Origin of the sequence: Candidatus Clostridium stratigraminis, assembly GCF_045310675.1 — a bacterium.
In the GTDB taxonomy this organism is placed as follows: domain Bacteria; phylum Bacillota; class Clostridia; order Clostridiales; family Clostridiaceae; genus Clostridium_AT; species Clostridium_AT stratigraminis.
The window spans coordinates 1-23,598 of record NZ_JBJHZZ010000007.1; the positions used below are offsets into that span (position 1 = coordinate 1).

Annotated in this window: 21 protein-coding genes, 2 pseudogenes and 1 other annotated feature; of the genes and pseudogenes, 14 read left to right on the forward strand and 9 right to left on the reverse strand. The window is 32.4% G+C overall.

Annotation, left to right across the window (positions count from 1 at the left end; all coding sequences use genetic code 11):
- Positions 1-81 precede the first annotated feature (81 nt).
- On the reverse strand, positions 82-2,301 hold the full coding sequence (locus ACJDUG_RS10930) for a Mur ligase family protein (RefSeq protein WP_406769929.1): 2,220 nt from the start codon (positions 2,299-2,301) through the stop codon (positions 82-84).
- A gap of 203 nt (positions 2,302-2,504) precedes the next feature.
- Here ACJDUG_RS10930 and lplA point away from each other — a divergent pair, with 203 nt between their 5' ends.
- A complete protein-coding gene (gene lplA / locus ACJDUG_RS10935; RefSeq protein WP_406769930.1) occupies positions 2,505-3,497 on the forward strand; it encodes a lipoate--protein ligase in 993 nt (330 codons plus the stop codon).
- A gap of 191 nt (positions 3,498-3,688) precedes the next feature.
- Here the strand turns inward: lplA and ACJDUG_RS10940 are convergent, their stop codons facing one another.
- Positions 3,689-4,558 carry a DegV family protein gene (locus tag ACJDUG_RS10940; RefSeq protein ID WP_406769931.1) on the reverse strand — a complete coding sequence of 290 codons (870 nt, stop codon included), beginning with the start codon at positions 4,556-4,558 and terminating at the stop codon, positions 3,689-3,691.
- A gap of 37 nt (positions 4,559-4,595) precedes the next feature.
- The gene (locus ACJDUG_RS10945) at positions 4,596-5,039 is read right to left on the reverse strand and encodes a DUF3887 domain-containing protein (protein ID WP_406769932.1); all 444 of its coding nucleotides are present in this window, start codon (positions 5,037-5,039) and stop codon (positions 4,596-4,598) included.
- Between the two features lie 252 nt (positions 5,040-5,291).
- Here ACJDUG_RS10945 and ACJDUG_RS10950 point away from each other — a divergent pair, with 252 nt between their 5' ends.
- Positions 5,292-6,818, forward strand: coding sequence for a sensor histidine kinase (locus ACJDUG_RS10950; RefSeq protein WP_406769933.1), 1,527 nt, complete (start codon positions 5,292-5,294; stop codon positions 6,816-6,818).
- 77 nt (positions 6,819-6,895) lie between these two features.
- Here the strand turns inward: ACJDUG_RS10950 and asnA are convergent, their stop codons facing one another.
- From asnA to nrdD (ACJDUG_RS10975), 5 genes and pseudogenes are all read right to left on the reverse strand, one after another.
- Positions 6,896-7,906: an aspartate--ammonia ligase gene (asnA, locus tag ACJDUG_RS10955; protein ID WP_406769934.1), complete on the reverse strand. Its 1,011-nt coding sequence runs from the start codon at positions 7,904-7,906 to the stop codon at positions 6,896-6,898.
- Positions 7,907-7,996: 90 nt separating this feature from the next.
- Positions 7,997-8,268, reverse strand: a binding site (T-box leader).
- Between the two features lie 91 nt (positions 8,269-8,359).
- Positions 8,360-8,884, reverse strand: a complete 525-nt coding sequence (gene nrdG, locus ACJDUG_RS10960; RefSeq protein WP_406770053.1) for an anaerobic ribonucleoside-triphosphate reductase activating protein — start codon at positions 8,882-8,884, stop codon at positions 8,360-8,362.
- A pseudogene (gene nrdD, locus ACJDUG_RS10965) lies at positions 8,884-9,873 on the reverse strand (anaerobic ribonucleoside-triphosphate reductase); the annotation flags it as partial. The pseudogene nrdD (ACJDUG_RS10965) and the gene nrdG, both read right to left, overlap by 1 nt.
- Before the next feature lie 113 nt (positions 9,874-9,986).
- Positions 9,987-10,754: an HNH endonuclease gene (locus ACJDUG_RS10970; RefSeq protein ID WP_406769935.1), complete on the reverse strand. Its 768-nt coding sequence runs from the start codon at positions 10,752-10,754 to the stop codon at positions 9,987-9,989.
- A 149-nt stretch (positions 10,755-10,903) separates the two neighbouring features.
- A pseudogene (nrdD, locus tag ACJDUG_RS10975) lies at positions 10,904-12,052 on the reverse strand (anaerobic ribonucleoside-triphosphate reductase); the annotation flags it as partial.
- 296 nt (positions 12,053-12,348) lie between these two features.
- On the opposite strand from nrdD (ACJDUG_RS10975), the gene ACJDUG_RS10980 reads away from it, so the two are divergent.
- The 10 genes from ACJDUG_RS10980 (at position 12,349) to dhaM (ending at position 21,712) form a co-directional block, all read left to right on the forward strand.
- Complete coding sequence (locus ACJDUG_RS10980) at positions 12,349-13,359, forward strand: DUF3048 domain-containing protein (RefSeq protein ID WP_406769936.1); 1,011 nt, start codon at positions 12,349-12,351, stop codon at positions 13,357-13,359.
- Between the two features lie 184 nt (positions 13,360-13,543).
- The gene (locus ACJDUG_RS10985; protein ID WP_406769937.1) at positions 13,544-14,980 is read left to right on the forward strand and encodes an NAD(P)/FAD-dependent oxidoreductase; all 1,437 of its coding nucleotides are present in this window, start codon (positions 13,544-13,546) and stop codon (positions 14,978-14,980) included.
- 14 nt (positions 14,981-14,994) lie between these two features.
- Positions 14,995-16,254: an NAD(P)/FAD-dependent oxidoreductase gene (locus tag ACJDUG_RS10990; RefSeq protein WP_406769938.1), complete on the forward strand. Its 1,260-nt coding sequence runs from the start codon at positions 14,995-14,997 to the stop codon at positions 16,252-16,254.
- A 2-nt stretch (positions 16,255-16,256) separates the two neighbouring features.
- A complete protein-coding gene (locus ACJDUG_RS10995; RefSeq protein WP_406769939.1) occupies positions 16,257-16,622 on the forward strand; it encodes a DUF1667 domain-containing protein in 366 nt (121 codons plus the stop codon).
- Positions 16,623-16,694: 72 nt separating this feature from the next.
- Positions 16,695-17,273, forward strand: a complete 579-nt coding sequence (locus tag ACJDUG_RS11000) for a glycerol-3-phosphate responsive antiterminator (RefSeq protein WP_406769940.1) — start codon at positions 16,695-16,697, stop codon at positions 17,271-17,273.
- 56 nt (positions 17,274-17,329) lie between these two features.
- The gene (gene glpK / locus ACJDUG_RS11005; RefSeq protein WP_406769941.1) at positions 17,330-18,820 is read left to right on the forward strand and encodes a glycerol kinase GlpK; all 1,491 of its coding nucleotides are present in this window, start codon (positions 17,330-17,332) and stop codon (positions 18,818-18,820) included.
- 44 nt (positions 18,821-18,864) lie between these two features.
- Complete coding sequence (locus ACJDUG_RS11010) at positions 18,865-19,569, forward strand: MIP/aquaporin family protein (protein ID WP_406769942.1); 705 nt, start codon at positions 18,865-18,867, stop codon at positions 19,567-19,569.
- A gap of 95 nt (positions 19,570-19,664) precedes the next feature.
- Complete coding sequence (gene dhaK / locus ACJDUG_RS11015) at positions 19,665-20,660, forward strand: dihydroxyacetone kinase subunit DhaK (RefSeq protein ID WP_406769943.1); 996 nt, start codon at positions 19,665-19,667, stop codon at positions 20,658-20,660.
- 18 nt (positions 20,661-20,678) lie between these two features.
- Positions 20,679-21,323, forward strand: a complete 645-nt coding sequence (gene dhaL / locus ACJDUG_RS11020; RefSeq protein ID WP_406769944.1) for a dihydroxyacetone kinase subunit DhaL — start codon at positions 20,679-20,681, stop codon at positions 21,321-21,323.
- 2 nt (positions 21,324-21,325) lie between these two features.
- Positions 21,326-21,712: a dihydroxyacetone kinase phosphoryl donor subunit DhaM gene (dhaM, locus tag ACJDUG_RS11025; protein ID WP_406769945.1), complete on the forward strand. Its 387-nt coding sequence runs from the start codon at positions 21,326-21,328 to the stop codon at positions 21,710-21,712.
- 123 nt (positions 21,713-21,835) lie between these two features.
- Here the strand turns inward: dhaM and ACJDUG_RS11030 are convergent, their stop codons facing one another.
- Entirely contained in the window at positions 21,836-22,525 is a 690-nt protein-coding gene (locus ACJDUG_RS11030) for a cyclic nucleotide-binding domain-containing protein (RefSeq protein WP_406769946.1), read from the reverse strand.
- 129 nt (positions 22,526-22,654) lie between these two features.
- On the opposite strand from ACJDUG_RS11030, the gene ACJDUG_RS11035 reads away from it, so the two are divergent.
- Together ACJDUG_RS11035 and ACJDUG_RS11040 are read left to right on the forward strand one after the other, a co-directional pair.
- Positions 22,655-23,077: a DMT family transporter gene (locus ACJDUG_RS11035; protein ID WP_406769947.1), complete on the forward strand. Its 423-nt coding sequence runs from the start codon at positions 22,655-22,657 to the stop codon at positions 23,075-23,077.
- 26 nt (positions 23,078-23,103) lie between these two features.
- Positions 23,104-23,559 (forward strand): DMT family transporter, encoded by a 456-nt coding sequence (locus ACJDUG_RS11040; RefSeq protein ID WP_406769948.1) that lies wholly within the window; start codon positions 23,104-23,106, stop codon positions 23,557-23,559.
- The last annotated feature ends 39 nt before the right edge of the window (positions 23,560-23,598 follow it).

The following is a 23,598-nucleotide window of genomic DNA, read 5'->3' on the forward strand; positions in this document are numbered from 1 at the left end:
CCATAATAAAACAGCCTCCTATGATTTTTTATTTTATCATAGAAAGCTGCATTTTACAGACTTTTCTTCACAGGCTCCATTTTAATGTGAGAAATCCAAGTCAGCTGCAATAGATGTTTTACCACGCTTCTCCAAGAATTCATTTACAGCAGGTATAATTACATCTAAGCATTGGGTAAACAACACTATGACCTCACCTTCAATGGCAGCTTCCATAGCTGATTTAATTGCTTCCTCTTCCTTATAAATTATATTTAAATTTTTCTCATTAAACCCTTTCTCTAATGCGCCTATCTTTAATAAGCTTGCACTTTCTCCTACATTTCTTCCCCTTAAATCCGCCTGCTCTCTTATAATAATATTATCACAATACCCAGCTGCAATACTTCCAAGCTCTTTTATATATTTATCCATTCTATCTCCAGGAGCTGCAATTATGGCTGTAAATCTTGTTGGTTTAAGGGATTTTGCTATACTTAATACTTCATGAAATGCCTCTGAATTATGGCCATAATCTAAAATTAACTTAAAGCCTTCTATCTGAAGAATATTTTGCCTTCCAGGATTAAAATACAGATCACATTTTGCTTTCATTATTATTTCCATGATTTTATCTATATCATCATAGATATTAAGTACAGCAGCCGTAGCTGCCATAATATTTAATATATTTCCTTTCGAATATCCACCATGAGTGAATGGAATATATTTTACATTTAAAAGTTTATTTTCTTTTCTATTTTTATTATAAATTAAGTAATCCTCTGCTATATAAAAGCATTCTCCTCCATTTTTTATATGTTCTAGTATATATTTATTTTTTTGTATGTTAAAAAGACATACATTTTTTTTATTTTTTGTATAGTTTACTAGATCCTCCTGAGCTTTAACCACAATCTTTCCATTACAATCGAGTTCTTCAAGTACAACAGCCTTAATTTTAAGTAGATCCTGAACATCCTTAATACCAGACATCCCAATATGGTCTTCAGATAAAGAAGTAATAACAGCTGCACTTGCTTTTTCGTAGCCAAGACCATTTTTCAAAATTCCACCACGTGCTGTTTCCATAACTGCTGCTTCCACAGTATTGTTGCATAAAACTGATCTTGCACTTAAAAACCCTGTAGTATCTCCATTTCTTATTTTTTTTCCATTTATATAAATTCCACCAGTAGAGGTAAGAGCAGTATTAAAGCCAAGATTATCTAATATATAATTTATAAGACGTGCAGTAGTTGTTTTACCATTTGTACCTGTAACAGAGAAAATAGGTATTGCCCCAATTCCTTCTTCTATTAATTTATTAAAAAAACAATTAGCAATTTTATCCTTTACATTATCTAATTCTTCGTAAACGTCAAAAACGTTTCCTAAGTCCACCAGCATAAGCTCTTTATCCTCTTGAAGATCGATGTACATAAATTCCATTGGAAAATCCCTATATACCTTTGCACAAAAACTCTCTAGTCCCTTTAATGCAGTAACTACTTCAAGGACTTCTAAACTTTCACTTTCTACTTCCATAACCTTATAAATCCCATCCTTTTTTAAAACTAATAAAACCTGACCCTTAAAGCAAATAACCCTATATTTAACCATTCCATTATAAACAAAAGCTCTAGTGTAAGTCTTTAGCACATTATCTAAGACAGTGTTTAATTCTTCTTCACTATTTATAGTTACTTTAACTTCCTTACATTTATTAATATTCCTTATATTTATTGGATAATTAAGATCTGCAATCTCTTTTATTTCGTTAGTCCCATATAAAACCCTTCCTTGAACCTTAGGTATTTGAGAATATCTTAATTTCTCCCAAAGGCCCATTCTGTTCCTGGAAAGCTGAGTCATCAGTGTGTTTTCATAGCTCTGATAATCTCTTCCAAGTATTATTGAATTTTTACCATAGCCAACTTGAAATAAATCTTCACTAAGTTCAATTGTAGGAACTCCTCTTTGTCTAACCAAGTTAATTATGTAATATAAAAAATCTTTTTTTATTAAATTCTCTGACTTTTCCGCAAGGAACTTTGGATTATCTAAATAATATTGTATATTGCTCAATAAATACTTAGAAAACTCTTCCTCAGTATAAGTAAGCCATATATAACGTGCTCCAGCTTTACTTTCAATGTCGATTAATTTTTCCTTAAACCCACACATGTAGCAAATTTGAAAATACATTTTTAAATATGTTCTAATTTCCAAACTATCCGAGTTTTTGAAACATACCTTTATTATCTTTTTATGTCCCTTAATGTTATTACCTTCAAACACTTTTAAAGAAGCTATTTTCATCCTCATTACATCCTTTTCATGATAGCCTTTAATAGATAAACCTACGCTATGATTAGTGTTCCAAATTTATGCAGTATTATTTACAAATAAAATATTCTTTTGCTAAATTAGCAAAAAAGCATTGTATTATTAATCCATTGACATTTTTAAAAATTCTTTCTATTCTTACATTACAGATAATTTTATTAATAAGGAGACAAGCTATGATTAGTATAAGAAATAATTCAAAGGATCCACATTTTAATCTTGCACTTGAAGAATATGTAACTAAGTATTTAAGCTCTGCAGAAGATTATATTATCTTATGGCAAAATGAGCCCTCTGTAATAATAGGAAGAAATCAAAATACTATCGAAGAAATTAATTCTAAATATATAAATGATAATAATATTAATGTTGTAAGAAGATTATCTGGTGGTGGCGCAGTTTACCACGATCTTGGAAATTTAAACTTTACCTTTATAGTTAAAAATGAAAATGATGTGGCAAGTAATTTTAGGATATTTACTGAACCAGTGATTAATGCCTTAAGCAAATTAGACATTGAAGCTGAGTTTTCTGGTAGAAATGATATAACTATAGATGGTAAGAAATTTTCTGGAAATGCCCAATATTATTATGGTGATAGACTATTACATCATGGTACTATTTTATTCAACTCAAATTTATCTGTAGTTCAAGATGCCTTAAATGTAAAACAGGAAAAAATAGAGTCTAAAGGAATAAAATCTGTTAAAAGCAGAGTAACAAATGTGTATCCATATTTAAAAAAGGATATATCTATAGATGAATTTAAGGATACACTTTTAAAATTCTTTATGCAGGATGAAAATTATAAAGACAAGGAATATATTCTTACAGAGGATGACATAAAAAAGATTCATAATTTAATGAAAACCCGGTTTTCAACCTGGGAATGGAACTACGGTGAATCCCCTGCCTTTGACCTTGAAAAGGGAAAGAGATATGCTGGCGGAAAGCTTGAACTAAAATTTAATGTAAATGATGGTAAAATTAAAGAACTTAAAATAAATGGAGATTTCTTTGGCAGGAAAGAAGTAGATGAGCTGGAGACTACTTTATTAGGCATGAAATATAGAGAGTCTGACGTTAGAGCTGCTCTTGAAAATACAGACTTTGAAAGCTATTTTGCTGGAATATCAATAGATGATTTTATTGACTGTATGTTTTATTAAATATAGCTTTATTACAAAAGAATGTTAAGAAGATTTCTTGACACTGAATAAGGGAAGCCACGTGGAACGTTGAAGGTCTTTTATTAATAACCCTTCTGCGTTTCCTGCCGCATTCAGTGTCTAATAAAAGCTTAAGCTTTCTTTAGTCTCCATATACTTTATAAAAATTTATCTTTAACATATCCATTTCTTTAGTCAATATAAAGTTTACTTTTATTGTTAAAGAAAAACACTCCTACGCCTCCGATTCCTAGATGGCTCCCAAGTACACTGCCAATTTTATTTACCATAAAATTATTGTTACCTATACGTTTTTTTATAATTTCCATAAGTACATTTGCAGTGTCAATGTCATCTGCATGGCTAATTCCAATCATCTGGTCAGGGAATTTCTGAATTCGCTTTTCTAATACATCTACAACCGCATTTAACGCTCTTTTTCTTCCTCTAACCTTTTGAATAACCTCCATTTCTCCATCCTTAACATCTAAAATAGGTTTAATGTCCAGCATACTGCCTAAAAGCCCTTTAGTTTTGCTTATTCGTCCACCCTTAATGAGCCAGTTTAAATCAGAAATAGTGAAAATATGTTCCACATGCATAACTAGTTCTGATACTTCTTTAACTACTATATCAAAATCATTGTATGCTTTAGCAAGCTTTGCAGCTTGAAGGGCTATTAATCCCGTTGCAGTTGAACCACCCTTTGAATCTATTACAGCAATTTTAACCTTAGGAAACTTACTTTTAAATTCATCACTAATACTTTCTGCTACCTGAAAAGTTCCTGAAAGAGCTGAGGAGAATGCAAGATATATAAAATCTATTCCCTTATTACAATATTCCAGAAATAAATTGTATATATCTTTTGGTCTCGGCTGAGAGGTTCTAGGTAAAATACCTTCTCGCATTGCAGAGTATACCTCTTCTATTTTTATTGTTCTTTTATCTAGGTATTCCTTATCTTTAATTAATATTCTTAATGGTAAGGTTCTAATACTATACTTTTCTAATATTTCTTCAGGTAAATCACATGTACTATCGACTATTATTTTTATCATAAAAAAGTTCACCTTCTTAAAAAATTAGCTTAATAGTTTAATTACCTGTAAGCTTAGGAGAAGTCATAAATAAGCCCTCAACTTTATGATTTTCATCCTTTTCCTTAAAGGTAATTGAAACAAGTGCTCCTTGAGGCTCTTTTGAATATTTTGCGTTATAAATTATAATTATATAATTTATTCCCTTTTCCTTTTTTGTATTTATTTTTATAAAATCTTTAGAAACATATTCCCCAATTTTATCTTTTATTAGAGCATTATTCTTTTTAAACATATCCTCAGGTATTGCAGTTTTCATGTTGTCACTGAAGTCTTTAGAATAATCGGCATAATTATCCTTATTACCTGAAATAAGAATATTTTCAAGTATTGAATCTGAATAATTTCTCACTTCTGAAGCATTTATATTATTTCCGCAGCCTGATAATATAGAAGCACCAATAATTAAAGTTATTAGGAAAAAAACTCTTATACATTTCATAATCAGCATCCCCTTTAACTCAAAATTTTTTCTAAATTATTATTTTTTAATTTTAATACCAATTAAAAAATAATCACTATAATATATATATTATAGAAAATACAGTTAGAATTCAATTTATTGTTATTTCATCATAATATATTAAATAAATATAAATTTTCTGAATTTTTTATTAACACTTGAGTCATATTATGGTATAATTACTAAAAAATAATAGTACTTTATAAACTAGTGAGGATATCTATAATGTGTATGGATTTTTTTGAAAGTGGGTCATGTTCTTATCGTGCTGAGCTTACTACTAAAAATAATACCATTGTTAATATAACTAAAGATTTTTATAAAATCACAGGATTTTCATATTCAGATTTTATGGGAAAATCCTTAGCTGATGCCTTTATAATTTTAAAGTCTAGCTTAATGAATATTTCAAATCTTATTGGGAAATATCACAGTTACATATTCACAAAACAACTAGATGCAGTTGAAGTTGATATTAATATTAAAAATATAAATAATGAAACAAAATTAATAACTATTATAGAAAGAAACTTTAGTCGTATAAGCGAAAGGTTTCCTTATTCAAGTAGAATATGTTATGATAACCTTTCAGCCATTGCTATTTTCAGTACCTCAGATATGAGGTTATTAAAAGCTAGCGATATGTACATAAAATATTTTAATGAAGATAATAATATGGAAAACTGCATTGGAAAATGCCTCCATGAGTTAAATCATAATTTGCCTTTTGAAACTTTAAATTTATTAAATGAAGAACAAAATAAAATAAAGAAATCTATTATAATACACGAACTTAAACTTAACACTGTTAAATATGGGATTACCTATTGGGACGCTGCTATTACCCCCATGTTTGAATATTCAAAGTTAAAATTCTTAATTTTTAATTGCACTAATGTTACAGATAAGGTGCTAAGCAGACATCAATTGGAAGAACAAGCAAAAGTTATTAGTGAACAAAATGAGCTTTTGCAAAAAACCTTAAAAGAAAAAGAAGAATTTTTTTCAAGTATGTCCCATGAGCTTAAAACTCCTCTAAATGTTATCTTTAGTGCTCTGCAAGTTCTTGACTTATATAATTCTAATGATAAAACAATTAAGTATTCTAATATTATGAAGCAGAATTGCTATAGGCTTTTAAGACTCATTAATAATCTAATTGATATGTCAAAAATTGATTCAGGTTATTTAACTCTTAATTTGGGTAATTATAATATTATTGAAATAATTGAAGAAATTACTTTATCAGTAACAGACTTTATAGAAGCTAAAGGCCTAAGTATTATTTTTGATACAGATGTGGAAGAGAAAGTTATCTCCTGTGATCCTGATAAAATAGAAAGAATAATTTTAAATCTCCTTTCAAATGCAATAAAATTTACTAATCCAGGAGGAGAAATTAAGGTTAACATCTATGACAAGGGACAATCTATAAATATAGTAATAGAAGATACGGGTATTGGAATTCCCGAGGATAAATACACTATAATTTTTGATAGATTTAAGCAAGTTGACAAGTCTTTACAGCGTAATCATGAAGGAAGCGGTATTGGCTTATCCATTGTAAAATCCTTGGTTGAAATGCATGGCGGAACTATAGATATCCAAAGCACCTTAGGAAAGGGCAGTAAGTTTTCTATATTGCTTCCTGCTTTAGTTGCTCATATTACCCCTGAAAACATTATCCGTGACAGTATCTCCAGTAATATTGAAAGAATTCATATTGAGTTTTCTGATGTATATTCTTTAACTGAATAAGTTCTGGAAATATATGTAACATTTCAAAAAAATTAAAAACATCGCAAGTAAATATCTCTTGCGATAATTTTGTTAATTTATAGCAGCTGAATTCCAGCTTCATGGCACTCCGTAATCATTGCATGAGGCCAAATAGAAGCTTGAACTTCGCCAACATGTGCTTTTCTCAAAAAATACATACATATTCTTGACTGCCCAATGCCGCCACCAATTGTATAAGGTAGTTTTTTATTTAAAAGTAACTGATGAAATTCCAACTCTTTTCTGTCTTCACAGTGAGCTAATTTCAGCTGTCTAGTAAGTGCCCCTTCATCAACTCTTATACCCATAGATGAAAGTTCTATTGCTCTATTTAAAAGCGGATACCAAAATAATATATCTCCATTTAAGGTCCAATCATCGTAATCTGGAGACCTTCCATCATGCTTTTCTCCAGACTTTAATTCTCCGCCGATCTGCATTACAAAAACTGCACCTTTTTCCTTGCAAATTAAGTCTTCTCTTTCCTTTGAAATTTTGTCAGGATATAAGTCCTCCAGCTCTTGAGAGGTAATAAAAAATAATTCCTCAGGAAGCACTTTTTCAATTTCACTATATTCACTATTAACATAGCTTTCAGTTTCTTTAAAAACTTCGTAAATGGTTCTTACAATTTCTTTTAGCTTTTCTATCGTTCTGTCCTCTTTTATTAATACCTTCTCCCAATCCCACTGATCTACATAGATAGAATGAAGGTTATCCATATCCTCATCTCTTCTTATGGCATTCATGTCAGTATAAAGACCTTCTTCTGGTAAGAAACCATATTTATAAAGAGCCATTCTTTTCCACTTTGCTAGTGAATGTATTATTTCAACATCTGAATCCGGTATCTCTTTAGCATCAAAGACTACAGGTCTTTCTACACCATTTAAATTATCATTTATACCTGTGCCCCTTTCAACAAATAAAGGCGCTGATACCCTAGTTAAATTTAAAGCCTCTGAGAGACTCTTTTCAAAGTAATCTTTAACCTTCTTTATTGCAACTTCTGTTTCTCTTATATTTAGCAAGGATGAATATCCTTTCGGAAGAATTAATGTATTCATAATATAGCCTCCTTTTAATAAAACCTTTAAATTTTTTACTCGTCCCAAATATGGCCAGTATTTTAGATAAATAAAAAAGTCTTCCATCCTTAATAGGACGAAAGACTATGTTTCGCGGTACCACCTAATTTAGCTTATTAAGCTCAACTCTAATCAGTACGGAATTTAAAGTAAAATTCGATACTGTCCAAATTGTAACGGATTGGTTCCGTCCAAGCCTACTTTTTAAACACTTAATATGCTTAATTTCGGTTGGAGGCTCAAAGATGTTCTTCATTATATACTTTATACTGGACTTTCACCAAGTGACCAGTTCTCTGTGAATAAAGCCGTACAATTACTCTTCTTATCAACGCCTTTAATTTTATATTGTTTATATTTTATTACTTTGAAGCTTTAAAGTCAATATCCTTCATTAAAAAATCTAAACATTTTTTGCTTATTGAACCAAAACTAATTTTTAACATCAAAATCTATAGCTACAACACTGAGTATATCAAGGCTTTCCTTAACATCTATTATTCTCTGATTACTTGACCCTCTAAATTTAAGCTTGGCATCTGTTTTATTCTTTTGAAACTTACCGTCAACCAATATGTCAATATTATTTAAAAGCTCCAGCCAGCCTTTTCTTTTATACTGATTTTCTAATATATATTCAAAGGTATAGCCTGTGTAGCACCAAACATTTAGTCCTAAAGCTTTTACTGCTTTTGCTATATGTGCAAATTTATCTGCCTGTTCAAAAGGTTCTCCACCACTGAAGGTAACACCATTAAGCATTGGATTAATCTTTATGTCATTAACTATTTCATCCATATCTATTAAGGCTCCGCCTTCAAAGGAATGTGTATGAGGACTAAAGCAGCCTTCACAATTATGAGGACAGCCTTGGCTGAATAATACTCTTCTAATTCCTGTACCATTTACCAAACTTTCAGGAAGTATAGCCGCAAGCCTGATTTTATTATTCTCTATCACAAATTACACCTTCGCAAGTTTACATCTTCATAAACATTAATGTGATTATCTAAATGAGATACCCTATCTGCCCTTTCAGCATTTTTTCCTGTACCAAATCTTTCGTCTAAGCTAAGATAACCTGTAATTCGAGAAATTCCCTGGATATTATAACTTCCACATTTGTTGCACTTATGCTCTCCATGGCTTAAGTAAGTACCACAGTCCTTGCAGTACCTAATATGAAAGTTAATACCTATATAACTTATGTTAGTATTTTTATAGGCATAATCAAGAATATTCCTTATTACATCCTCTGTTGGGTAGTCATCTAGCTCAATGTAGCTAATGTGTCCTGCATTGCAAAGCTTATGATAAGGTGCTTCTATGTCTATTTTATCCTTTATAGATACTGAGAAGCCAACAGGAATATGATAGCTATTCGAATAGTATTCCTTGTCTGTAACTCCTTTTATATCTCCAAACACCTTTCTATCCTGAAGAATAAATTTACCGCTTAAACCCTCTGCAGGCGTTGCATAAGTACTCCAGTTAAGCTTGGTTTCCTGCGTAAGCTTATCGGTATAATTTCTAATATAGGATATTATTTTAAATCCCAATTCTCTAGCTCTTTCGTCTTCTCCATGATGCTTGCCAACTAAGGCAGTTAAGGTTTCAGCAAGACCAATAAAGCCTATAGACCAGGTTCCCTGCTTTAAAATAGGTTCTATTGAATCATTTGGAGCTAAGTTCTCTGAGCCTTTCATAAGTCCCTGACCTGCAACAAAAGGTAAATCTTTTATTTTTAACCTCTTAAGTACGCCATACCTATGCATAAGGGATTCCTTTGAAAGCTCTAATCTAGAATCTAACAGGGAAAAGAACTTTTCTATGTCGCCCTTTGCAAGTATTCCAAGTCTAGGAAGGTTAATTGTAGTTGGTGCTATATTACCTCTTCCCTTTGCTCCTGGTTCCCCGTTAATATTTGACATTATATAGGTTCTACACTTTCTGTTTTGATAAAATTACCGATTCCGTAATCTTCCACCATCTCTGGTGGTGTCGGACTATATCTTCACTTCTAATTTAGAAGGCCTCCCGCTTCGGTTTCTCTTGAAACCTACTCTACTCCATTATGCTTTTCAAGCATTGTTTCGATAGTCTCTGAACTTTCTATGAAGGATTCAAAATCTTTACTTATAGTATTCCAACCATACAACATATGAAAAGCCCTATGGCATTTCACACATAAACATGCTGTATTTTCAATATCTATTCGCTTATCTTTATTATGATTAATACTTACTATGTGATGAGTATCTAATTCTAATGGATGTTTTTGTGTTTTGCATTTCTGACAAGTATAATTGTTTACCTTTAAAACTAATTCTCTTAAACATCTACTTCTCCAATTTACCTTTTCGACATCTTCTTTGTACATAGGATTATCTTTTCCCATAAATCTAAGGGATTGCTGAGCTCTTCTATACTCACCAAATAACTTATCATTATAAAAGCTTTTCCTAATTGAACTAAATAATTGAAGTTGATCCGATGTAAATCGTTTATTATAGAAAGGGTTTCTTTCTCCAATTTTAGAACAAGATAAACATAAATCTTTTCCATACTTTTCTCTTCTTGATAAGATTCTTTCATGTGTCATGCAATATTCTTTACCACAATCAGTACATATAGTATTTATTTTTTCCCTTTTCTCTTTATAGCTGAGAATTCCCTTCCTGTTAAATATAGGATTTCTTTCTCCCTTTTGAGAACAAGACATGCACAATATCTTACCATAACGTTCTTTTCTTCTTTCAATGCTATTTTTTAACATCTCAAAATTCTTATTACATTCATCACAAACTACAAGTAATTTCTCATTCATTTTGAATCTCCCCTAGCTTAGCTGCTGATTATCTTTCTATGAACATATGTTCTCCAGTTTAATGATATTTTATTCATTCATAGCTAAGACTTCCAGCAATTCAGGAGGTTTTAAATGGGCTGTAGAATAAAGTGTAACTTTTCATGTTAACCCATTGTAGCAGGCATATATCCTTTATCAAAATATACCTTATTAAAATCAGCATCAATATTCATAAAGGTAGGGTTCATTCTCTTACTTGCAACTCTGCAAGCTAGCTTAAATAAATAGTGATATGGATCCTTTGGCTCCCTATTTACTCCTTCTTTAACCCTAAAGATTATATTTGGGAAGATTGGTTGTTCTCCTTTACCTAACCCCTTCTCATATTCTAGTAAAAATATCTCACATACTAAGGCTGCATCTTTTGTATTTGGTATTCCTATGTTTATGGAGGAAAATGGCACCTGAGATCCCGCACGTGAATGCATGGTATTGAGGTTGTAAACAATACCCTGCATTGCTTGATGAACAGTTTTGTTAAGCTTTTTCTCTACTGCCTCACCAAGAATTCTTCCCTCTAGTCCTAATTCCATCAATTCTTCTCTTATTTCTAATCTTGTAGGTTCAACAAAAACACCCATGTCATTATCAAAGTCTGGATGGGATTGTCCACCAAACATATCATTTTGTGTACTCTGCAGCAATATGCAGGAAAGTTCTGCAGCTGATTCTATTCTTCTTGGCTTATTTATAGTACCATAACCTGTGTTAAAACCTTTTTCAAGAATTTCTCTTGTTGGCAGATGTAAGCAATTTGTGGTCAAGTTATATGAGTCTAGGTCGTGAAAGTAAATATCACCATTTTCATGAGATTTTGCCAAATGCTTTGGCATTATAGCTAAGTTGTGCCACTTGTTTGACTCACTTGCTATTCTTAAAAGCTTTGAGCTGAAATTGTTTCCAATATTTGCATTGTCACGATCTGTTTCAACACCAATTTGTTCAATAGCTCTCATTAAATCAGATTTAATTTCTCTTACCTTAGTTCTCTCTTTTCTGTAGCTCTCATATGTAGTTTTTAAAAGCGGGAACTCACTTTCAGAAAGCACACTTTCTACTATATTCTGGATCTCCTCTACATCAATTTCTTCTTTTTCTAAGTCTTCAATTTTTTTAATTGCCCTCTGAGATAATTCTATTGCTTCACTATCCTTTAAGTTAAATGCAATCTCCTCAGCAGCGCCTTTAATAGCCTTTGTAATTTTAAGGGAATTAAACTCAACCCTTCTGCCATCTCTTTTTACAACATGTAGCATATATCCCCCTCCTTAGGCACCATATATTGTATCTTAATAATTATAACTTGTGAAAAATTTTTCAGCAATTTCATAAATAACCTTAAAGGTAAGATATAGCATATTAGGTTAATTTACCTCTTATTTCTTTCATTTTTGAAATATATTATGCTGTTGCTTTATATAAAAAAACTTATCTACTTAAATTTACAGACATAAAAAAATTTTATAAAGAATATAAATTAGCTATTAAAGAATACTTTTCAATTTCAGAGATTAATTTTATATTAAAAATAAAAAATTTAGGAGATATAAGAATGAAACATAAAAAATATATATTTTTGATAATCATTTTAATAATTAGTTTCTCATATAGCTATTTAAGGCAGCGGGATAAAGCCTTGGATGCCATTAGCAACAATATAAAACCAAGCCCTGAGGAAGCACATTATTTTTCTACCTATACAGGCGAAGAAGTAGATAAAAGCACCTATAATAATGTTCCTTTCATGGCAATTATAGAAAATTCTAAAGATGCGAGACCTCAGTCTGGGCTTTCAGAAGCTGATATTGTATATGAAACCATGGCTGAAGGCGGAATTCCTAGATTCATTGCACTTTTTCAAAAGAACAGTCCTAGTAAAATAGGACCTATCAGAAGTGCCCGTCCATATTTTCTAAATATTTCAAAGGAATATTCTCTGCCTTTTGCTCACTGCGGCTATAGTGATGAAGCTAAAGCCATGATTGAAAATGAAAAGCTTATGAGCCTTAATGAGTTTACTTTCGGAAAATACTACTGGAGAGATACAGTAAGAAAAGCACCTCACAACCTTTATACTTCTGCGGAGAATCTTAGAAAATTAATTACAGAAAAAGATTTTATAAGACCATCTGCTGTTAAGTTAACCTTTAATAAAGATTTTTGGGCTAGTGATAATTTATTGCCAGCAAATAGTGTTTCTCTTAACTTAAATAAGTATTATAAAACTAATTATATTTATAAAGAAGGCAAATATTATAAATTCATGGATGGAAAAGCTTCAACAGATAAAGAAAATAATGCCCCTATTACGACTGCCAATATAATCATACAAATAACGGATATAAAACTTCAGAAGGATAATCAGCACCTAGATATTTCACTTGTAGGAGAAGGAAATGGCTATGTCGTAAGCAATGGAAAATATACAAAGATGAAATGGACTAGAAAAGATTTAACTTCTCAAACGGTAATCAAAGATGAAAACGGCTTAAATATACCACTTGCTCCTGGTAATACCTGGTGGCATATTATCGATAAAAATAATACTGTTACAATTGAATAAGTCTTTTTTTATATTTAAAAATTATAATATTAAGTTTTATAAATCAATAATATTTCAAAAAATTTATAATATATATGTAAAGAAAAGAATAAAAAAGTTAAGGTAGAGATTATGAGAACCTTAGGATTCACTGAAAAGTTGTCCTAAGGTTTTTTTGCCCTATTTTAGCATAGAGGTGATGAAAATGTATGATGTAGTCATTATTGGTGCAGGTGTAATTGGATGCTCAATTGCAAGAGAGTTATCTAAATATAAGCTTAAATCCTTGGTGTTAGAAAAAGAAAATGATGTATGCTGTGGTACAAGTAAAGCAAACAGTGCTATAGTCCATGCAGGTTTTGATGCAAAGCCTGGAACTCTAAAAGGCAGCCTAAATGCAAAGGCTAACCTAATGTTTGATAAGCTATCAGAGGATTTGAACTTTCATTTTAGAAGAAATGGTTCCATGGTACTTTGCCTTGATGAAATGGATATAGATAAGCTATATGAATTAAAGGAAAGAGGAGAAAAAAATGGGGTTCCTTTCTTAGAAATTCTAACAGGTGAAGAAGTAAGGAGGATGGAACCATCAGTAACAGATAAGGTAGTGGCTGCTCTTTATGCCCCTACTGGAGGAATAGTTTGCCCTTTTAATTTAACTATAGCTTTAGCTGAAAACGCCTATGTAAATGGTGTGGAATTTAGCTTTAATTCCGAAGTTTTAGAGCTAAAAAAACTAGATAATATTTTTGAAATAAAAACAGCTAGTGAGGTTATATTCTCAAAACTTTTAGTAAATGCAGCTGGTGTATACAGCGACAAGTTTAACAATATGCTTAGTGAAAATAAATTCACCATTATACCTAGGAAGGGTGAATATAATTTATTTGATAAATATATTGGTTATATTGCAGACAAGACCTTCTTCCAGCTTCCAACGAAGCTTGGAAAAGGAATTTTAGTATCTCCCACTACTGATGGAAACTTAATAGTTGGACCAAATGCTATAGATATAGAAGATAAGGAAGATGTAAGCACTACCCGAGAAGGTTTAGATGACATAATGGAGAAGGCTTTACTAAGTGTAAAACATATTCCGCTTGGCAGTGTAATTACCTCCTTTAGCGGTTTAAGAGCAAGAAGTGATAAAGATGATTTTATTTTAGGAGAAGCTCCTGATGTTCCTGGGTTTATAAATGCAGCCAGCATCGAATCTCCTGGTTTAACCTGCTCACCTCTAATTGGTGAAATTATTTCTGAAATTGTTGTTAATAAATTAAAGCCTGAAGTAAATAAAGCTTTTAATCCAAAGCGTAAAACCATAGTAAGGTTTAATGAACTTAATCTAGAAGAAAAAACGAAAATTATAAGAAAGAAACCTGAATACGGCAGAATAGTTTGCAGATGTGAATATGTAACTGAAGGCGAAATCTTAGATGCAATTAGAAGGCCTTTAGGTGCAAAGGATCTAGATGGAGTCAAAAGAAGAACTCGAGCTGGAGCTGGAAGGTGCCAGGCAGGCTTTTGCATGCCAAGAGTTATGGAAATTCTACAAACTGAGCTTAATGTTCCTCCAACTGAAATCACCAAATTTGGCAGGCAATCAAAAATATTAGTTGGCCTAAGCAAAGAAAATATTTAGCGGGAGGATGGAAAATGAATTATGATCTAGTAATTATAGGCGGAGGCCCAGCTGGGATGGCTGCTGCTGTAGCTGCTAAAGAAATCGGAATAGATAAGCTTTTAATATTGGATAGGGAAGCTTATCTTGGAGGTATATTAATTCAATGTATTCATAACGGCTTTGGTCTTCACACCTTTAAAGAAGAGCTTACAGGGCCTGAATATGCCCAAAGGTTTATCGATAAAATACATGAGCTTTCAATTCCATATAAACTAAACACCATGGTGCTTGATATTACAGAGGATAAAACAATTTGCGCAGTAAATCCAGATGAGGGACTATTAGAGATTAAAGCTAAGACAATTATACTTGCAATGGGCTGCAGAGAAAGACCTAGAGGTGCACTTACTATTCCTGGTACTAGGTGTACAGGAATAATGACAGCAGGCTCAGCACAAAAGTTTGTTAATATGAAGGGCTTTATGCCAGGAACAGAAGTAGTAGTATTAGGTTCAGGGGATATTGGTCTCATAATGGCAAGAAGAATGAGTTTTGAAGGAGCCAAGGTAAAAGCTGTGGTTGAATTGCTTCCTTATTCTAGTGGTTTAAAAAGAAATATAGTTCAATGCCTAGATGATTACGATATTCCTCTATTGCTCAGCCATACCGTGGTAAAAATACACGGTAAAGACCGGCTTCAAGGAGTAACAATAGCACAGATAGGAAGTGATAGAAAACCAATTAAGGGAAGTGAAGAATATATAAAGTGTGATACTTTACTGCTTTCTGTTGGGCTTTTACCTGAAAATGAGCTTTCAAGAAAAGCAGATGTTGAACTTTCTCAAATAACTGGTGGTGCTTTGGTAGATAGTTATCTTCAAACAAATATTCCTGGTATCTTTGCCTGCGGCAATGTGCTTCATGTACATGATTTAGTTGATAATGTAACTACTGAAAGCCGTATAGCAGGTAAAAATGCAAGAGCTTATATTAAGGGCTTACTAAAAAATGATAATAAAGTAACTATTAAGGCTATAGATGGAGTACGTTACACTGTTCCTCAGTTTATAGTTCCTTCAGCTATATCTGATAATATTACTGTACGTTTTAGAGTAGACAATGTATATAAAGGAGCTTCTATCGCTGTTTATTTTGATAATGAAAAGGTTATTACAAGAAAGAAAAAAATCTTGACCCCTGGGGAAATGGAGGAAATAAGACTTACTAGCGATATGTTTTCAAAATACCCAAACACAGCTTCAGTTACTTTTAAGGTAGAAAGGAGCATTTAGATATGGAAAAGAAAGAATTAACCTGCATTGGCTGCCCCCTTGGCTGCTCCTTACTCGTAGAGCTTGATAATAAAGGAAATATAAAGGTTACAGGCAGTTCCTGCAAAATTGGAGATACCTATGCTATTAAGGAATGTACAAATCCTACAAGAATTGTAACTACAACAGTTGCTGTTATTAATGGGGATTACCCGACCCTTTCAGTAAAAACAGAAAAGGATATTCCTAAAAATAAGGTTTTTGAATGTATAAGATTACTAAAAAACATTGTTGTAACTGCACCAGTTGCAATAGGTGATTTAATATATAAAAACATTTTGGATACTGGTGTCAATGTAGTAGCTACAAGAAATATAAAAAAAATTTAATACTTAACAGAAATATACTGTAATAATTGCAAGGTGCTTGTCATAAAAATTCAATATAGAGGGTGTATAGTTATGGATAGTTTCGAAGGACTATTAGCTGATAATCCTGTGGTAGGTGCTATTAGAAATAATGAAGATTTAAGACTTATATTAACAAGCAATATAAAAATAGTTTTTGTTTTATATGGAAACGTTTTAAACATTAAAAAAATATGCGAAGCTTTACTCACAAGAAAGAAAATAGTCTTCATTCATCTTGATATGATTGAAGGACTTAAATCAGATCAAAAAGGCGTTGAATTTATAAAAGAAACTATTCACCCGTATGGAGTTATATCTACCAAAGGAATTTGTTTAAAGTACGCATTAAATTTAGGCATGTTTACTATTCAAAGAATATTTATGCTAGATTCTCTGTCCTTCGAAACAAGTATTAAAAATATTCATACCTTCTCACCTAATGCAGTAGAGGTACTTCCCGGAATAGCCATCAAAGCTATAAACACATTAGGAGAGAAAATAAAGCAGCCTATAATTGCAGGAGGTCTTATAAAAAATAAAAGAGATGCCATTGAAGCACTTAGTGCCGGTGCTATGGCAATTTCTACATCCACAGTAGAGCTTTGGGAATTTGAAGAAATGAGCCTTTAAGACATTTAATTTCTTAAAGTCTCTTTTGATAAAAAAACTTAGGGGGTTAATTAATAATGAGTAAATATGTAATGGCTTTAGATCAAGGGACAACCAGTTCAAGATGTATTCTTTTTAATGAAAAAGGCTTAATTCAAAGTGTAGCACAAAAGGAATTTACACAAATTTATCCAAAAGCTGGCTGGGTTGAGCATGATCCTATGGAAATATGGTCAACACAAATAAGCGTTGCTGTAGAAGCTATGCAAAAGCTTAATGTTACTGCAGAAGACATTGCAGCTATTGGTATTACTAATCAAAGAGAAACAACAGTAGTTTGGAATAAGAACACTGGCAAACCAGTTTATAATGCAATAGTTTGGCAGTGCAGAAGAACAGCTGGCTTCTGTGACGAACTTAAGGCAGAAGGCTTTGATAAAAATATCAGAGAAAAAACTGGGCTTATAGTAGATGCATATTTTTCAGGTACTAAGGTTAAATGGATACTTGATAATGTTGAAGGTGCCAGAGAAGAAGCTGAAAAAGGCAACTTGTTATTTGGAAACATTGATACTTGGCTAATTTGGAATCTAACTAAGGGAAAGGTTCATGTAACAGATTATAGCAATGCTTCTAGAACTATGCTTTTTAACATACACACCTTAGAATGGGACAAAGAAATACTAGAAAGATTAAACATACCTGCTGCTATGCTTCCAGAAGCTAAACCTTCAAGCTGCATATACGGCCATACAGATGCTGCATTACTAGGCGGAGAAATAGCTATAGCCGGAGCTGCTGGAGATCAGCAGGCTGCCCTATTTGGCCAAGTTTGTCATAAACCAGGAACTGCAAAAAACACCTATGGAACTGGCTGCTTCATGCTTATGAACACAGGTGAAAAAGCAGTTGCTTCAAAGAATGGTCTATTAACCACTATTGCTTGGGGAGCAGATGGTAAGGTTGAATATGCACTTGAAGGAAGTATATTCATTGCTGGTGCTGCTATTCAATGGCTTAGAGATGAGCTTAAAATTGTTGAGAAAGCTTCAGATTCTGAAAGCTTCGCTGAAGCAGTTGAAGATACTAATGGTGTTTATGTTGTACCTGCTTTTGTTGGACTTGGAGCACCTTATTGGGATCAGTATGCAAGAGGAACTATCGTAGGTCTTACAAGAGGAGCTAAGAAGGAACATTTAATTAGAGCTACCCTTGAATCCTTAGCTTATCAGACTAACGATGTATTAAAAGCTATGGAAGAAGATTCAGGCATTAAACTTGAAGCCTTAAAGGTAGATGGCGGTGCTTGTGCTAATAACTTCTTAATGCAATTTCAATCAGATATATTAGGTGTTCAGGTTGACAGACCAGAGGTTATAGAAACAACGGCTCTAGGTGCAGCATATCTTGCCGGTCTTGCTGTAGGATATTGGAAAGATAAAGAAGATATATCTAAAAATTGGGCAATATCAAGAAGCTTTGCTCCTGATATGAATGCTGCTAGGAGAGAAGAACTTTTAGAGGGCTGGCATAAAGCGGTGGACAGGTCAATAGGCTGGGCTAAGTAAAGTCATAATAAATTTATTATAAAAATAAAAGGGGGTAATTTTAAATGTCACATTTATTAGCTGAGTGTTTAGGAACAATGATAATAGTATTGTTTGGAGATGCTGTTGTTGGTAATGTTGTTTTAAATAAAACTAAAGGTAACGGCTCTGGATGGATTGTAATTACAACTAGCTGGGCAATCGGAGTTGCTTTAGCAGTATACATCTTTGGACCAATAAGTGGTGGTCATTTTAATCCTGCAGTAACAATTGCATTAGCTTCTTTAGGTAAATTTGCATGGGCTGATGTGCCTGGTTACATCATAGCTCAGATGCTGGGAGGATTTATTGGAGGCGTTATAGTTTGGATTAACTTCAGAAGCCACTGGGAAGTTACAGATGACAAAGATGCAAAACTTGGAGTATTCTGCACAGGTCCAGCTATTAGGAACTATCAAACAAACTTTATAAGTGAAGTAATAGCAACCTTCATACTAATGTTCGGTATTTTAGGTTTAGGAACAACTAATATGGTTCAAGGATTTGGTCCACTAACTGTTGGTTTGTTAATTTTTGGACTAGGACTTTCTTACGGTGGAACTACAGGGTATGCAATGAACCCTGCAAGAGACCTTGGTCCCCGTTTATCCCACTTTGTACTTCCTGTTGCTGGCAAACGTGATTCCGATTGGGCTTATTCATGGATTCCCGTTTTAGGTCCTATTTGTGGTGCTTTACTAGCAGCACTAGTCTTCCATTTAATATTCTAAAATTGTTAAATAACTAAAAAACTATTGTAAATTTGTAGAGTAAGGTAAAGAGCCTTACTCTATTTTGAAATTATTATTGGAAGGGGCTATAATAAATGAAAAAGGTAATTAATAACCCTGAACTTGTAGTTGAAGAACTTCTAGAAGGTATGGTGTACGCTTATCCTCAGTATCTTAAAAAACTTGAAAATGCTAATGTTTTAGTTAGAAACGATAAAAAGAAAGATAAAGTTTCACTTGTTAGTGGTGGTGGAAGTGGTCATGAGCCTTCACATGGCGGCTTTGTTGGAAAAGGAATGCTTGATGGATCTGTAGCCGGAGCTGTCTTCACGTCTCCAACACCTGATCAGATTTATGAAGCTATAAAAGCTGTAGCTACAGATGCTGGTGTACTGCTTATTATAAAGAATTATACCGGCGACGTTATGAATTTCAACATGGCTAGGGAAATGGCAGAAATGGAAGGTATAAAGGTTGAAAGCGTCATAGTGAATGATGATGTGGCTGTTCAAAACAGCACCTGGACCATTGGAAGAAGAGGTATAGCAGGTACAGTCTTTGTTCACAAAATTGCTGGGGCAAAAGCTGAAAATGGTGCTAATCTAGAGGAAGTAAAGTCAGCAGCACTTAAGGTAATAGGTAATGTTAGAAGTATGGGCATGGCCTTAACGCCTTGTATAGTGCCTGCAGCAGGAAAGCCAAACTTTACCTTGTCTGATAATGAGATGGAAGTTGGTATGGGTATCCATGGTGAGCCAGGAACTCATAGAGAAATATTAAAAGCTGCAGATGAAATTGTCAGCGATCTAATGGGAAGAATTCTTGAAGATATGCCACTAGATGAAAATAATGAGGTAGCTATTATGATAAATGGCTTGGGAGCAACTCCATTAATGGAGCTATTTATTATTAACAGAAAAGTGAACAAGTTATTAGAAGAAAAAGGAGTAAAGATTTATAAAACCTTTGTTGGAGAGTATATGACTTCAATTGAGATGGCAGGTTTTTCAATAAGTGTTCTTAAACTTGATGAGGAGTTAAAGGAATTACTTGATGCTTCAGCTGATACACCAACTTTCAAGCAATTTTGACCATTTGGAGGAATTAGTATGACACTTGCTTTAAATGATGTAATACACGTATTTAACAATATAGAAAAGACTATATTGCTAAATAAACAGTTCTTAACAGACCTTGATGCTGCAATAGGGGATGGGGACCATGGCATTAATTTAAATAAGGGCTTTAAGGCTGCTTCTGAGAAACTTAAAACTTCCCCTATTAGAGACTTGTCTGATATATTTAAGCTATCTGGCATGGCAATTGTATCAAATGTAGGTGGCGCTTCAGGCCCCCTTTACGGAACTGCCCTTATGAAAGCTGCACCTTTACTAACAGGGAAATCGGTGGTTACTTTATTTGACTTTAGAGACATATTAAAAGCTGCAATTGGTGGTATTAAACTAAGAGGCGGAGCTGAAAAAGGTGATAAAACCATGTTGGATGCTCTTATTCCAGCCTTTGAAGAAATAAATAATTCAATTGAAAATAACCTTAGTACTATGGATGCATTAAAAAATGCCTGCCTAGCAGCAGAAGCTGGAGTGGAATTTACTAAAACCATTGCCGCTAGAAAAGGCAGAGCAAGCTATTTAGGCGATAGAAGTATAGGCCATCAAGATCCTGGGGCTGCTTCAAGCTATTTAATATTGACCTCCATATACGAAACTGTTAAAGCTATAAAGGAGACTTAGTTATGGTATCACTGTTTATAGTATCTCATAGTGAAAAAATTGCTCATGGAGTTAAAGAGTTAGCTTTAGAAATGGCTCCAGAGGTTAAATTAGCCTCTGCAGGCGGTACAATAGACGGCAAACTTGGAAGCAGCTATGATAAAATATATACAGCACTATCTGATATTTACACCGAAGATGGAGTTTTAGTGCTCTTTGATCTTGGAAGCTCCTATATGACTGCTGAGCTTGTAAAAGAAACATTAATACTTGAAGGAAAAGATAAAATTCATATAGTAGATGCTGCTTTAGTGGAAGGTGCTATAACTGCAGTAGTTCAAATAAGTTTAGGATTACCTATTAATGAAGTAATGCAAAGTCTTGAAAAGCTAAAGTTAGGAAAGATATAAAAAATGCTGTGATATTAGTTAACCAAAATGGTTTTACTTTTATTACAGCTAATTTTTTTAATATAATCTATTATTCTTCTTTATCATCAGTAATTACTTTTTAAATTTAATTATTCTCTATCTTTATTCATACAATTCCCCTGCAAGCTTCTTTAATATATTTACATTTTCAATTTCATAATAGTCTTCATTCTTTTTAATAGCATCTTCACTACAAAGTATATTTAAAGTTCTTAAAAGATGTCTATAGCTTGTACCTAAAAGTTCTGAAACCTCTGTTAAATTACCCTGAAAAATAACTTTGTTCTTTTCCTTACTTTCAGTACAAGTAGCTAAAATAAAACTTGCTAGCCTATTCTCAAGTGGATATAGCAAATTAATTGAGCTATTCTTGCTAAGCCTAATAAGCTTCTCACTTAAACAAACACATGCAAATCTTAAAAACTTGGAATCATTAAAAGCAAATTTCATAATGTTATCAAAAGATATTCCAACGCAATAGGTATCTTCTATTACTTGAACATTTGAATTTGCAGTTTCAGTACGCAAAAATTCAACATCACCTATTACCATAAAGGGCTTATAAAAGCATAAAAGCAGCGACTTCCCATTGCTTAAAGGAGCATATACTTTAGCCTTGCCCTTAACAAAGAATAACAAATAATTTAATTTTTCATCTACTTTACATATATATTCGTTTTTATTAAAAAAGAATAGTTCCATATATGGTTTCATATCAGTACTAAAAATACTATCTATATTATATTTTAAAACGTAATAATTCAACTTTTTAATATTAGCTATTTTCCTCATTTAGCTCATTCTCCTAGGCCATTTATAATATAAACTAAATATAGTATATCATTATTACTATGACATATGTCATAGTAATATCCAATAAATCTATGCTAATTTTAAGATAGATTTAAGTGGAGGGATTTTATGTATAAACTACTTTCAGGATTTATTGGTATTTTAATTACTGTTATGCTAGTAGTAAATGGAGCACTATCAAAAAATACCGGTACCTACTCATCAATAGTAATCATCCATATAATAGGGCTAATATGCATAAGTTGTATTTTGCTTATTAAAAGAATAAAACTTAAGCTACATAATAATATTCCTGTTTACCTTTATAGTGCAGGAGCTATTGGGGTTTTTACTGTATTACTTAATAATTTAAGCTTTAATAATATTGGAGCTTCTTTAACTCTAGCTTTAGGATTACTGGGTCAATCAATAACTTCCATAGTTATTGATCACTATGGACTCTTGGGAGCAGAGGTTTATAAGTTTAAAAAACAAAAGCTAATAGGTTTAATAATAATAACTTTAGGTATAGTGATTATGACTTTTTATTAATAGTTTAACAGTTAGGAGGTTTATCTATGTTAATGATTGCTATAGCTTCAATTATAGCAGGTGCTACTATTGTTTTAGGCAGAAATATAAATTCAATCTTAGCAAATAAAATAGGATTATTTGAAGGCACCTTTTTTAATTATATAGTAGGTTTATCTTTTTCCTTAATATTTTTAGTATTTAGTAATGATTATTTAAGTTTTTCTACTAGCATCTTAAAAGCTGTACCCATATGGGCTTTCCTTGGAGGATTCCTTGGTGTTATAGTTGTGTCTATTTCAAATTTAGTTACACCAAAGATATCTGCTTTCTATCTCACATTAATTTTATTTATAGGACAGCTTTTTTCAGGGGTAATAATTGACTTTTTCTCTCAGGGATTAATCTCAATGGGTAAAGTAATTGGAGGGCTGCTAGTAATTTTAGGGCTTTCCTATAATTTAATAATAGATAAAAAGCTTTTAAAAGAAAAAACTTGCTAAAACTTAATTTTAGCAAGTTTTTCTTATTTGATAACCTTC

Bases quoted from the DNA above. Each gene is read 5' to 3' on its own strand.
- ACJDUG_RS10930 (WP_406769929.1), bottom strand. From the start codon at position 2,301: ATGAAAATAGCTTCTTTAAAAGTGTTTGAAGGTAATAACATTAAGGGA.
- lplA (WP_406769930.1), top strand. From the start codon at position 2,505: ATGATTAGTATAAGAAATAATTCAAAGGATCCACATTTTAATCTTGCA.
- ACJDUG_RS10940 (WP_406769931.1), bottom strand. From the start codon at position 4,558: ATGATAAAAATAATAGTCGATAGTACATGTGATTTACCTGAAGAAATA.
- ACJDUG_RS10945 (WP_406769932.1), bottom strand. From the start codon at position 5,039: ATGAAATGTATAAGAGTTTTTTTCCTAATAACTTTAATTATTGGTGCT.
- ACJDUG_RS10950 (WP_406769933.1), top strand. From the start codon at position 5,292: ATGGATTTTTTTGAAAGTGGGTCATGTTCTTATCGTGCTGAGCTTACT.
- asnA (WP_406769934.1), bottom strand. From the start codon at position 7,906: ATGAATACATTAATTCTTCCGAAAGGATATTCATCCTTGCTAAATATA.
- ACJDUG_RS10970 (WP_406769935.1), bottom strand. From the start codon at position 10,754: ATGAATGAGAAATTACTTGTAGTTTGTGATGAATGTAATAAGAATTTT.
- ACJDUG_RS10980 (WP_406769936.1), top strand. From the start codon at position 12,349: ATGAAACATAAAAAATATATATTTTTGATAATCATTTTAATAATTAGT.
- ACJDUG_RS10985 (WP_406769937.1), top strand. From the start codon at position 13,544: ATGTATGATGTAGTCATTATTGGTGCAGGTGTAATTGGATGCTCAATT.
- ACJDUG_RS10990 (WP_406769938.1), top strand. From the start codon at position 14,995: ATGAATTATGATCTAGTAATTATAGGCGGAGGCCCAGCTGGGATGGCT.
- ACJDUG_RS10995 (WP_406769939.1), top strand. From the start codon at position 16,257: ATGGAAAAGAAAGAATTAACCTGCATTGGCTGCCCCCTTGGCTGCTCC.
- ACJDUG_RS11000 (WP_406769940.1), top strand. From the start codon at position 16,695: ATGGATAGTTTCGAAGGACTATTAGCTGATAATCCTGTGGTAGGTGCT.
- glpK (WP_406769941.1), top strand. From the start codon at position 17,330: ATGAGTAAATATGTAATGGCTTTAGATCAAGGGACAACCAGTTCAAGA.
- ACJDUG_RS11010 (WP_406769942.1), top strand. From the start codon at position 18,865: ATGTCACATTTATTAGCTGAGTGTTTAGGAACAATGATAATAGTATTG.
- dhaK (WP_406769943.1), top strand. From the start codon at position 19,665: ATGAAAAAGGTAATTAATAACCCTGAACTTGTAGTTGAAGAACTTCTA.
- dhaL (WP_406769944.1), top strand. From the start codon at position 20,679: ATGACACTTGCTTTAAATGATGTAATACACGTATTTAACAATATAGAA.
- dhaM (WP_406769945.1), top strand. From the start codon at position 21,326: ATGGTATCACTGTTTATAGTATCTCATAGTGAAAAAATTGCTCATGGA.
- ACJDUG_RS11030 (WP_406769946.1), bottom strand. From the start codon at position 22,525: ATGAGGAAAATAGCTAATATTAAAAAGTTGAATTATTACGTTTTAAAA.
- ACJDUG_RS11035 (WP_406769947.1), top strand. From the start codon at position 22,655: ATGTATAAACTACTTTCAGGATTTATTGGTATTTTAATTACTGTTATG.
- ACJDUG_RS11040 (WP_406769948.1), top strand. From the start codon at position 23,104: ATGTTAATGATTGCTATAGCTTCAATTATAGCAGGTGCTACTATTGTT.